Origin of the sequence: Kitasatospora sp. NPDC127035 (assembly GCF_042726075.1) — a bacterium.
Classification (GTDB): domain Bacteria; phylum Actinomycetota; class Actinomycetes; order Streptomycetales; family Streptomycetaceae; genus Kitasatospora.
On record NZ_JBHXDN010000016.1, the window covers coordinates 158076 to 167992 of the forward strand.

General features: G+C 74.3%; 9 protein-coding genes. 4 read left to right on the forward strand and 5 right to left on the reverse strand.

What is annotated here, in order from left to right; all coding sequences use genetic code 11:
• Positions 1–28: 28 nt before the first annotated feature.
• The 4 genes from rsmG to ACFWIC_RS14465 all read left to right on the forward strand — a co-directional run bounded on the left by rsmG (position 29) and on the right by ACFWIC_RS14465 (position 3935).
• Entirely contained in the window at positions 29–871 is an 843-nt protein-coding gene (gene rsmG / locus ACFWIC_RS14450; protein WP_329884808.1) for a 16S rRNA (guanine(527)-N(7))-methyltransferase RsmG, read from the forward strand.
• Positions 872–1109: 238 nt separating this feature from the next.
• Positions 1110–2099: a ParA family protein gene (locus tag ACFWIC_RS14455; RefSeq protein ID WP_329884809.1), complete on the forward strand. Its 990-nt coding sequence runs from the start codon at positions 1110–1112 to the stop codon at positions 2097–2099.
• Positions 2096–3199, forward strand: a complete 1104-nt coding sequence (locus tag ACFWIC_RS14460; protein ID WP_329948388.1) for a ParB/RepB/Spo0J family partition protein — start codon at positions 2096–2098, stop codon at positions 3197–3199. The genes ACFWIC_RS14455 and ACFWIC_RS14460 overlap by 4 nt, the downstream gene beginning before the upstream one ends.
• A gap of 121 nt (positions 3200–3320) precedes the next feature.
• Positions 3321–3935, forward strand: a complete 615-nt coding sequence (locus tag ACFWIC_RS14465; protein WP_380518514.1) for a GNAT family N-acetyltransferase — start codon at positions 3321–3323, stop codon at positions 3933–3935.
• A gap of 138 nt (positions 3936–4073) precedes the next feature.
• On the opposite strand, the gene trxA is transcribed toward ACFWIC_RS14465, so the two are convergent.
• From trxA to ACFWIC_RS14490, 5 genes are all read right to left on the reverse strand, one after another.
• Positions 4074–4400 (reverse strand): thioredoxin, encoded by a 327-nt coding sequence (gene trxA, locus ACFWIC_RS14470; RefSeq protein ID WP_329884812.1) that lies wholly within the window; start codon positions 4398–4400, stop codon positions 4074–4076.
• A 149-nt stretch (positions 4401–4549) separates the two neighbouring features.
• The gene (trxB, locus tag ACFWIC_RS14475; RefSeq protein WP_380360630.1) at positions 4550–5515 is read right to left on the reverse strand and encodes a thioredoxin-disulfide reductase; all 966 of its coding nucleotides are present in this window, start codon (positions 5513–5515) and stop codon (positions 4550–4552) included.
• A gap of 173 nt (positions 5516–5688) precedes the next feature.
• On the reverse strand, positions 5689–6771 hold the full coding sequence (locus tag ACFWIC_RS14480; protein WP_380518518.1) for an anti-sigma factor family protein: 1083 nt from the start codon (positions 6769–6771) through the stop codon (positions 5689–5691).
• Positions 6768–7556, reverse strand: coding sequence for an RNA polymerase sigma factor SigM (gene sigM, locus ACFWIC_RS14485; RefSeq protein WP_380518520.1), 789 nt, complete (start codon positions 7554–7556; stop codon positions 6768–6770). The genes ACFWIC_RS14480 and sigM overlap by 4 nt, the downstream gene beginning before the upstream one ends.
• A 50-nt stretch (positions 7557–7606) precedes the next feature.
• The gene (locus ACFWIC_RS14490) at positions 7607–9706 is read right to left on the reverse strand and encodes a serine/threonine protein kinase (protein ID WP_380518523.1); all 2100 of its coding nucleotides are present in this window, start codon (positions 9704–9706) and stop codon (positions 7607–7609) included.
• Positions 9707–9917 lie beyond the last annotated feature (211 nt).

Here is a 9917-nt window from a genome sequence, read left to right on the forward strand (position 1 = left end):
GGTGGATCCGGGGAGCGGAGAGGTCGAGATGGACACGGAGAGCGCGGCTGCCGGCGGGCCGGAGACGGGTGCCGGAGTGCCGGGTGCCGAGGGCACGGCCGCCGGGGATCGTCCGGCCCCCGCGGCGCCGCCCGCGCCGCCGGCCGTGGCCCGGGAGGTCTTCGGCGAGCGGTACGACGCCGCGGTCCGCTACACCGAGCTGCTGGCCAGTGCGGGCGTCACCCGTGGGCTGATCGGCCCGCGGGAGGTGCCCCGGCTCTGGGACCGCCACGTACTGAACTGCGCCGTCCTCGCCGAGCTGCTGCCGGGCGGGACGACGCTCTGCGACGTCGGCTCCGGCGCCGGTCTGCCGGGCATCCCGGTGGCGCTCGCCCGTCCGGACGTCTCGGTGACGCTGCTGGAACCGCTGCTGCGCCGGACCACCTTCCTGGAGGAGGTCGTCCGTGAGCTGGGCCTGGAGAACGTCACGGTGCTGCGCGGCAGGGCCGAGGAGATGGTCGGCAAGCTCGCGGTGGACGTGGTGACCGCCCGGGCGGTCGCTCCGCTGGAGCGGCTGGCGGGCTGGGGCTTGCCGCTGCTCCGCCCGCACGGCCAGATGCTGGCGCTCAAGGGCGACAGCGCCGAGCAGGAGCTGGCGGACTCGCGGGCCGGCCTGGCCAAGCTGGGCGCGGTCGAGTGGTCGGTGATCTCGGTCGGTGAGGGCACCCTGGAGACCTCGACCCGGGTGGTCCAGGTCAAGGCGGGGGAGAGCCCCGGTGGCGTGCGGGCGGCGACCCGTCGGGCCAAGGCGGCGGCCAGGGCCGGCCGTGCCGGCGCCGGTGCGGCGCGTACCGGTGAGCGGCCCCGGGGCGGTCGGCGCCGGAGCCGCTGACCCCGGAGTGACGCTCGACACGGGCGGGTGGCCACTGGCCGCCCGCCCGTTCGGCTTCCCGGTGACGGCCGGGCGGCCGACAGGAGACTGCCGGAACACCGGAGTGTCGCACCGTCAGAAATCCGACATTGCGGGCATGGTGTTTCACGTGAAACGTCGCTCTCTCCTCTCGGGAATCCTCTCTCGCAGCCGGGCGGCGACTGTTGCCGCTCCGGTTTCACGTGAAACACTGACCCCCATGCAGGACTCGGAGACCATCGACCAGATCGATGACACGCCCATCGCGCGTGCTGCCCAGGCTGCGGTCCAGGCCATCGGCCGGGCGGGGGAGGGTCTGCCCAGGCCCGCCGCCACCCGGGTGATGGTGGTGGCCAACCAGAAGGGCGGGGTCGGCAAGACCACGACCACGGTCAACCTCGCCGCCGCACTGGCCATGCACGGCCTGCGCGTCCTGGTCGTCGACCTCGACCCGCAGGGCAACGCCTCCACCGCGCTCGGCATCGACCACCACGCCGAGGTGCCGTCGATCTACGACGTCCTGGTGGAGGGCAAGCCGCTGGCCGACGTGGTGCAGCCGGTGGTCGACGTGGAGGGGCTGTTCTGCGTCCCCGCCACCATCGACCTCGCCGGTGCGGAGATCGAGCTGGTCTCGCTGGTGGCCCGCGAGAGCCGGCTCCAGCGCGCCATCGCCGCGTACGAGCAGCCGCTGGACTACATCCTGATCGACTGCCCGCCCTCGCTGGGCCTGCTGACGGTCAACGCCATGGTGGCCGGCCAGGAGGTGCTGATCCCGATCCAGTGCGAGTACTACGCGCTGGAGGGCCTCGGTCAGCTGCTGCGCAACGTCGAGCTGGTCCGGGCGCACCTCAACCCGGTGCTGCACGTCTCCACCATCCTGCTCACCATGTACGACGCCCGGACCAGGCTGGCCGCCCAGGTGGCCGAGGAGGTCCGGACGCACTTCCCGCAGGAGGTGCTGCACACCGCCATCCCGCGCTCGGTCCGTGTCTCGGAGGCGCCCAGCTACGGTCAGACGGTGCTCACCTACGATCCGGGCTCCACCGGCGCGCTCTCCTACCTGGAGGCGGCCCGGGAGCTCGCGCTGCGGGCGGTGTCCGCAGCGGGCAACGGCTCGTTGGTGGGGCAGCAGCGGGACCGCGAGCAGCACACCCGACCGGGGCAGGATGCCCCGATGGCACAGCACGGCACGACGGAGGGCAATCGGTGAGTGGTCGCAGGGGTCTGGGACGAGGGCTTGAGGCGCTGATCCGCACCGCCGCGCCGGCGGACGGTGGGGCGGCGCAGCCCGGGGCGATCCCGCCCGCACCGGCCCCGGTGGCGGCCCCCGGGGCCGCCGCGCCGGCCGCGGTGCCGGTCCTGCCGACCAGCCGTGGCACGGTGGCGGCCAAGGCGGCGGTGGAGAGCCGGCGCGAGCTGGCCGACGGGGAGCGCGCCGACGCCGCTGCCGGGCCGGCCCAGCCGGTCGGCGCCTACTTCGCCGAGCTGCCGCTGGACGCGATCACCCGCAACCCGCGCCAGCCGCGCGAGGTCTTCGACGAGGACAAGCTGGCCGAGCTGATCACCTCCATCAAGGAGGTGGGCCTGCTCCAGCCGGTCGTGGTGCGGCAGGTGTCGCCCGAGCGCTTCGAGCTCATCATGGGCGAGCGGCGCTGGCGGGCCTCCCGGGAGGCCGGGCTGGAGCTGATCCCGGCGATCGTCCGGGCCACCGAGGACGACAAGCTGCTGCTGGACGCGCTGCTGGAGAACCTCCACCGGGCGGAGCTGAACGCGCTGGAGGAGGCCGCGGCCTACGACCAGCTGCTGCGGGACTTCTCCTGCACCCACGACGAGCTGGCGGACCGGATCGGTCGCTCGCGCTCGCACGTCTCCAACACGCTGCGGCTGCTGAAGCTCTCGCCGGGAGTCCAGCGGAGGGTGGCGGCCGGGACGCTGACGGCCGGGCACGCCCGCGCGCTGCTCGGCGTGGCGGATCCCGAGCAGCAGGAGGAGCTGGCCAGGCGGATCATCGCGGAGGGGCTCTCGGTGCGGACCACCGAGGAACTCGTCGTGCTGATGAGCGGGCAGGAGCCGAGGCCCAAGCGCTCGGCCGGGCCCAAGGCGGGCAAGCTGCTCTCACCGGCCTTCAACGACCTCGCGAGCCGGCTCTCCGACCGGTTCGACACCCGGGTCAAGGTCGAGGTCTCGCAGCGCGGCGGAAAGCTGGGCAAGGGCAAGGTCGTCCTGGAGTTCGGCTCGGTGGAGGACCTGAACCGGATCCTGGACAGCCTGGCACCGGGCGAGGACGGCTTGCGACTCTCGCAGGGCTGAGCCGCACCGAAGCGGCACACGATGGGTGCATGGTTCACGTGAGCGCTGTTTCACGTGAAACATGCACCCATCGGCGTTCGGGGGAATGCTCGACTGTGGAGTGGACGAGGAGGTGCGGGGCATGGGACGCCGGATCGTTCCGCTGACACTGGACAACCTCGCGGACCTGCCGACGGCCTGCCGGTCCTGCGTGTTCTGGGAGCTGGACCCGGTCAGTGGGCGGGCGGCTGTCGAGTCCGGCAAGCCGGAGCTGGAGAAGGAGGGGTGGATCTCCGCCGTCCTGCTGGAGTGGGGCTCCTGCGGCCGGATCGTCTACGTGGACGACCAGCCCGCCGGGTTCGTGCTCTACGCCCCGCCCGCCTACGTCCCGCGCTCGCAGTCCTTCCCGACCAGCCCGGTCTCCTCGGACGCCGTCCAGCTGATGGTCAGCCGCGTGCTGCCGGGCTACCAGCGGCAGGGAATCGGGCGGGTGCTGGTGCAGACGGTGGCCAAGGACCTGCTGGGGCGGGGGTTCCGGGCGATCGAGGCGTTCGGCGCGGTGGGGCGGCAGCCGGTCAGCTGCGTGCTGCCGGCCGAGCACCTGCTGGCGGTGGGCTTCAAGACCGTCCGGCCGCACTTCCGGTACCCGCGGCTGCGGCTGGAGGCGCGGGCCACGCTCTCCTGGCGGGGGGACGTCGAGGGCGCGCTGGAGCGGTTGCTGGGCGGGCGGAAGGAGCCTGCGCTTCGGCCGTTCTGAGCGGCACGGCGACGCGCCGGTACGGCGGCCCGGAGGCGTCTCTCGTGCGGGAGCGGGCGGACGACGCAGGGACACGACGAGGGCGGGGCTCCCCTCCGTGGGGGAACCCCGCCCTCGTGGCGTCCGGTGGAGCGGGACCTAGATGAGGCCGTCCAGCTCCCGCAGCAGCGCGGCCTTCGGACGGGCACCGGTGATCTGCTTCACCGGCTCGCCGCCCTTGTAGAGGATCAGGGTCGGGATCGAGATGACGCCGTACTGTGCGGCGGTCTCCTGGTTGGCGTCGACATCGAGCTTGGCGATGGTCAGCTTGTCGGCGTTCTCTGCGGCGATCTCGTCGAGGATCGGGGCGACCTGGCGGCACGGGCCGCACCAGGTGGCCCAGAAGTCGACCAGGACGGGCTTGTCGCTGTCCAGGACATCGGCCTTGAACGTCGCGTCGGTGACGGTGGTGGTGGCGCCGGCCACGGGAACTCCTCGGGATCGAACGGAGGGGGCTGCTGCCAGGAGAACAACGGGCGGGCCCGTTCTGTTTCCTGCCTGGCCTGAGCCGGGCTTCTGGAAGCGGGGGTGTTTCACGTGAAACACCCCCGCGAGGGCTGTTCGGTGTGCGGGGCTCAGACCGCGACGGCGGCGGCCTGGGCCTCCAGGTCGGCCAGCGACGCCAGGTAGCGCTCGGCGTCCAGCGCGGCGGAGCAGCCGGTGCCGGAGGCGGTGATCGCCTGGCGGTAGGTGTGGTCGACGACGTCGCCGGCCGCGAAGACGCCCGGGACGTTGGTCCGGGTGGAGGGGGCGTCGACCTTGAGGTAGCCCTCGGCGTCGAGCTCCAGCTGGCCCTTGAAGAGATCGGTGCGCGGGTCGTGGCCGATCGCGATGAAGAGGCCGGTGACCGGCAGCTCCCGGGTCTCGCCGGTGGTGGTGTCGCGCAGGGTGACGCCGGTCAGCTTCGGGTCGCCGTGGATGGACTCGACCGCGCTGTCCCACTCGAAGCTGATCTTCTCGTCGGCGAAGGCGCGCTCCTGCATCGCCTTGGAGGCGCGCAGGCTGTCGCGGCGGTGGATGACCTTCACGCTGCGGGCGAAGCGGGAGAGGAAGGTCGCCTCCTCCAGCGCGGTGTCGCCGCCGCCGACCACCGCGATGTCCTGGTCGCGGAAGAAGAAGCCGTCACAGGTGGCACACCAGGACACGCCGCGCCCGGAGAGCTTGTCCTCGTTCGGCAGACCGAGCTTGCGGTGCTGGGAACCGGTGGTGACGATCACGGCGCGGGCCTTGTGGACGTTGCCCTCGGAGTCGGTGACGGTCTTGACGTCGCCGGTGAGGTCGACCGAGACGATGTCGTCCGGGATCAGCTCGGCGCCGAACCGCTCGGCCTGCGCCCGCATGTTGTCCATCAGCTCGGGGCCCATGATGCCGTCCCGGAAGCCGGGGAAGTTCTCGACCTCGGTGGTGTTCATCAGGGCACCACCGGCGGTGACGGCGCCCTCGAAGACCAGGGGCTTGAGGGCAGCCCGGGCCGTGTAGAGCGCAGCCGTGTAGCCGGCCGGGCCGGAACCGATGATGATCACGTTACGGACGTCGCTCACTGCATCTCCTGGTTCGCATCGCGACCCGCGTTTGCTGCGGGGAGGGCGGTCCTGCTCCGCCGCCCGGGACAACGACTGACCAGTGTCTCGCATTCCCAGGCGGATCAGTACCAGCCGCCCGCACTGTGGGAGTGTCGGACGGGCCGGAGCGTGGATCGCACGGGAACCACCGGTCAGCGGGAGGGAACCACGCGGTGCAGCAGGACCGGACCGCATCCGGGTGCGCGGAGGTACACGTCGACCTGGTCCGTCCGGCCGGGCAGTCCGTAGACGAGGACCTCGGCGGGCGTGCCCCCGTAGCTGCCCAGGTCGGTCGCCAGCAGCGGGCCGGTGGCGGGGGCCGGGCAGGTCGGGGTGGAGCGTCCGCCGCCGGTCAGGCCCGGGGTGTCGGCGGGCGGTACGGCGGTCGCGCCGGAGGCCTCGGGCGGCCGTGACGGCTTGACGGGAGTGCCGGGCGTGTCGGGCGTGTCGGCGGGCGGTGCGGCGGTCCCGGTGCCGCTCCCTCGGCCGGCGAGCAGCAGTTGGACCTGTGCGGCGAGCAGTTCGTCGCGGTAGGCCGTCCCGCCGCCGTGGTCCGGGTCGGCGCCCCCGGTGTCCTCCTTGGTGCCCGGGACGGCGGGGCTGCCGGGGAGGACGTGGCCGGCGGCGGGGCTGCCGGCCGAGACCGTGCTGGTGTCCTGGAGCTTCCGGTCGGCCCCGGCGGTCAGGGCCAGGAAGGTGCCGCCGAGGCCGACCGCGAGCAGTGCGGCGGCCGAGCCGAGCAGCAGGGCGGCGCGCCGGCGCCGGGTGCGGGGACGTCCGGGGCCGGTGGTCGCGCCCGGGTGCCCGGCCGGCGCCCTGGAGGGGGTCTCGGCCGGTGTTCCCGGGGCCGGGGTGGCGTGGGGGGGCCGGGGCGCCGCGGTGTCCTTCCCGGGGCCCCGGAGGGCGTTCCCGGGGGTGCGGTGGGCAGCCGCCGACTCGTCCTGGGCGGCTGCGGACTCGTCCTGCTCGGCCGCGGCCGCGGCGAGGGCGGCGTCGATCCGGGCGGCGACGTCGGCGGGCACGGGCGGGGCTTCGGCCGCGCCGAGCAGCGTCCGCACCTCGGCCAGTGCGTCGGCGGTCTCCCGGCACTCGGCGCAGTCGGCCAGGTGCCGGCGGAGCGCCCCGGCGGCGTCGGCGGGCTCGACCAGTCCCTCGGCGAGGTCGGCCAGCTCGTCGACCGAGGGGTGCGGTCCGGTGGCGGGTGCGGGGTCGGGGGAGGAGAGGGGTGCGGTCATCGCGTGCTCGCATCTCCTTCCAGAATCGGCCGGGCGGTGTCCGGGGCTGTCCCTGTGACGGTCCGCGGGCCGGGTGGGTTCCCGGACGGACCGCTCGCGGCGGGCGGCTTCTGCGCCCGTGCCGGTGGCCCCGCGTCGGCCGGGGCGGGTGCGGACGCCGGCCCCCGGGCGGGCGGTGTTTCACGTGAAACACCGGCGGCCTCCTCGCGGAGGTGGCGGACCAGCGGCAGAAGCCGGGCCCGGCCCCGGGCACAGCGGCTCTTCACCGTCCCGACCGGCACCCCGAGCAGTTCCGCGGCCTCGGCGACCGGGTAGCCCTGCATGTCGACCAGGACCAGGGCCGCCCGTTGTTCGGCGGGCAGCTCGGCGAGCGCGGCGGTCACCTCGCGGTGCACCTCGGCGCGGACCACCGGGGAGTCGGCCGGCTCGGACGAGCCCACCAGCGCGTCCAGCCGCCGGGGGTCGTCGTCGAGCGGCTTGGTGCGGCGGCCGGCCGCCCGGCGGGCGCGGTCCAGACAGGCGTTCACCACGATCCGGTGCAGCCAGGTGGTGACGGCCGAGCGGCCCTGGAACGTGTGGGCGGCGCGGAACGCGGACACCAGGGCGTCCTGCAGGGCGTCGGCGGCCTCCTCGCGGTCGCCGAGGGTGCGCAGGGCGACCGCCCAGAGCCGGTCTCGGTGGCGGTTCACCAACAGGCCGAAGGCCTCCCGGTCGCCGCCGACGTGCCGGGCGAGGAGCGCCGCGTCGTCGTCGGTCCGCTCCGGTCCGTCGTCCGCCACTGCCACCCCTCGCCGTCCGTGCCCCGCCGCTGCCGCTGCCGCCGTCCCGGGTCGGCTCAGCCGGAGACCCGGACCTCCGCGACGTGGCCGCGGTACTTCCCGTCCGAATCCTTCGACAGGCCGGTCAGCCAGATCAAGAGGTAGCGGGTGGTGACCGGGTTGTCCAGGTTGTACTCGACCGCGGTGCCGGCCTTCTTGCCCGCGACCGTGAAGTCCCCGGGCTTGGCGGCCATCGGGTCGCCGGTGACCCCCGGTCCGGGGATCCGCAGCTCGGCCGTGGTGGCGGTGCCGAACTGCACGTTCACCGACGAGACCGGCTGCTGCGTGCCGAGGTCGAGCAGCAGGCCGATGCCCTCCTTGGCCGGCGGCTTGGGACCGAACGGGTCGTTGTACCAGCCGCTGGTCCACTCGGTGTCGGGCTTGCCGTCGATGGCGTTGGGGAGGGAGTCCTTGCCCTGCGGGGACGTGCCCAGCGGGTTGTAGTCGAACGCCTCCTTGACCGGGATCGGCACCGGTGTGCGCGGGGCCGCGTGGGTGGTGGGGGAGGCGGAGGTGTTGCTGGGCTGGGGGGCCGCGACGGCGGGGCCGGTGCCGCGCAGGTTGTCCACCAGCTGCCAGGAGGCGACGCCGATGGCGCCGAGCGCGACGGTCCACGCCGTCACCTTGACCACCCGGCGCAGCCGCCGCCCGGTGCGCCGCGCCGGGGCGGCCGCCATCGGGGTCGGCCCCGTGCCGGGGGCCGCCACCACCCGGGTCGGGTTGGGCGCGGTGGGCAGCGCGTGGGTGTTGTGCCGCGGCGGGGCGGCGAAGACCGGCAGTTCGGGCTCGGGCTGGCGGATGCGCGGCATCAGCGCGATCGCCTTGGCCAGCTCCTCGGGGGTGGCGATCGGCTCGGCGTGGTGCGGCGGGTGGTCGAACAGGGCGCGGGCGGCCAGTTCGGAGAGGCCCTTGTGGACCCCGGCCCGGACCTGGGCCGGCGGCACGTCGCGGAGGTTCCTCGGGAGCCCCTGGAGGTCGTAGCGGTCCTCCGGGAACGGCCAGCGGTGGGTGAGCGCGGCGTACAGCAGCGCGCCGATGGCCCGGGTGTCGGCCCGCTCGGCGTCCTGGGCGGTGCCGTCGACGGGCAGGCCGCGCAGGGCCGCGTCCACCGCGATGCCGTTGATCCGGTACTGGCCGCTGTCGGTGCGCAGGACGCAGCGCGGCGTGAGCCGCAGGTGCGCCTGGCCGCGCCGGTGGGCGGCGGCGACGGCATCGGTGACCTGGCGGACCATCTGGTAGGCCTCGTGCGGCTCCATCGGTCCGTCGGCGAGCAGCTTGGCGAGGTCGGAGGCGTGCGGCAGCCACTCGCGCACGACGTAGACCAGCTCGCCCTCCTGGACGGCGTCCAGGACCTGGACGAAGCGTGGGTCGTTGAGCAGGGCGGCCGACTTGGCGGCGGCCAGCACCTTGCGGGACCGCTGGTGGCCGGAGGCCATCAGGTGGACGCCGACGTCGCGGCGCAGCTTCTCGTCGACCGCGCGCCAGCTGCTGAAGGTCTCGGTCGAGGAGATGCACTCCTCCAGCCGGTACCGGTGGCCGATCATGTCGCCGCTGTGCCGCAGCGGGGCGGGCAGGGTCTGCGGCAGGGTGGCGGTGTCCCGGGGGTCGTGGGTGGGCTGCGGGTCCTGGGGCGGGCGCCCGGGGGGCCGGCGGGTGGTCGCCCCGGCGGCGGCCCGGCGGCGGGCCTCGGCGGCGCGTGCGGCTCCGGAGGCAAGCTCTGCGGCGATCTCGGAGGCCGACAGCGGGGCGGTGGTCTCCGAGGTCTCCTCGCTCCCTGCGGGGGAGCCGCTTCCGGCGGGGGTGACGCCCGGCGAACCGGCGTCGGAAGGCTCGGTGCCGGGGTTCTCGGTGCCGGAGGGCTCGGTGCCGGGGTTCTCGGTGCCGGAAGGCTCGGTGCCGGGGTTCTCGGTGCCGGAGGGCTCGGTGCCGGAGTGCTCGGTGTCCGGGGCGTCGGCCCCGGGGGAGTCGGTCTCCGGGGAGTCCCGTCCGTCGTCGTCGGCCGTGGTGGCCCGGGCCGTGCCTTCGGCGAGTTCGTCGATCGCCGCGGCCAGTGCGGCCTCGTCCGCCGCTCCGTCCGTCGTTGACGTGTCGACGACCGCCTTGGTGCCATCAGCCACCGTGGTCCTGCCTCCCCTTTGTCGCCCCGGGCCTGAGTGAGTCTTTGGTGCTCGCGGCCAGTGGCCCCGGTGCTCCAGGACAATTGTGCCCACTCTTCTCCACCGGGTACGACCGCTGAAAGGTCCGCGTGGTTGCGCGACGGTGGAGAGATGTGGTGCAGATCCGGCGTCGGGCCGCTCTGCCGGCCCCGGGATGACCCGGGGCCGGCAG

Excerpts from the sequence above, each read along its gene's own strand:
- rsmG (WP_329884808.1), top strand. The coding sequence starts at position 29 with ATGGACACGGAGAGCGCGGCTGCCGGCGGGCCGGAGACGGGTGCCGGA.
- ACFWIC_RS14480 (WP_380518518.1), bottom strand. The coding sequence starts at position 6,771 with ATGACCGCACCCCTCTCCTCCCCCGACCCCGCACCCGCCACCGGACCG.
- ACFWIC_RS14455 (WP_329884809.1), top strand. The coding sequence starts at position 1,110 with ATGCAGGACTCGGAGACCATCGACCAGATCGATGACACGCCCATCGCG.
- ACFWIC_RS14465 (WP_380518514.1), top strand. The coding sequence starts at position 3,321 with ATGGGACGCCGGATCGTTCCGCTGACACTGGACAACCTCGCGGACCTG.